Genomic DNA, 377 nt, shown 5'->3' with positions numbered 1-377 from the left:
CTTGTTTACACAAGATCAGCTTAAAGGAATATTCTAAAACGCAATTTCGTTTCGGTATCCAGTTTTCAAGGTGCAATGATAAATCTTTTGGTGGAGCCAAGCGGGATCGAACCGCTGACCTCCTGCTTGCAAGGCAGGCGCTCTCCCAGCTGAGCTATGGCCCCAAAAGGAAATATAAAGTTATATGGTGGGCCCTAGTGGACTCGAACCACCGACCTCACCCTTATCAGGGGTGCGCTCTAACCAGCTGAGCTAAGGGCCCATAATAAACCACCAAAAAAAATTATTCTTTAGTGGTTGCGCTTGGCGGCGTCCTACTCTCCCAGGACCCTGCGGTCCAAGTACCATCGGCGCTGGAGGGCTTAACGGTCGTGTTC

General features: G+C 50.1%; 2 tRNA genes and 1 rRNA gene. All 3 read right to left on the bottom strand.

Annotated features, from left to right (window positions below):
* Positions 1 to 88 precede the first annotated feature (88 nt).
* Positions 89 to 164, bottom strand: a tRNA-Ala gene (locus G9G57_RS25340).
* 21 nt (positions 165 to 185) lie between these two features.
* Positions 186 to 262, bottom strand: a tRNA-Ile gene (locus G9G57_RS25335).
* A 39-nt stretch (positions 263 to 301) separates the two neighbouring features.
* Positions 302 to 377, bottom strand: a 5S ribosomal RNA gene (gene rrf, locus G9G57_RS26490); the annotation flags it as partial.

This window comes from Paenibacillus sp. EKM211P (assembly GCF_011066175.1).
Taxonomy (GTDB): Bacteria; Bacillota; Bacilli; order Paenibacillales; family Paenibacillaceae; genus Paenibacillus; species Paenibacillus polymyxa.
This window is presented reverse-complemented; position numbering and strand designations above follow the sequence as displayed.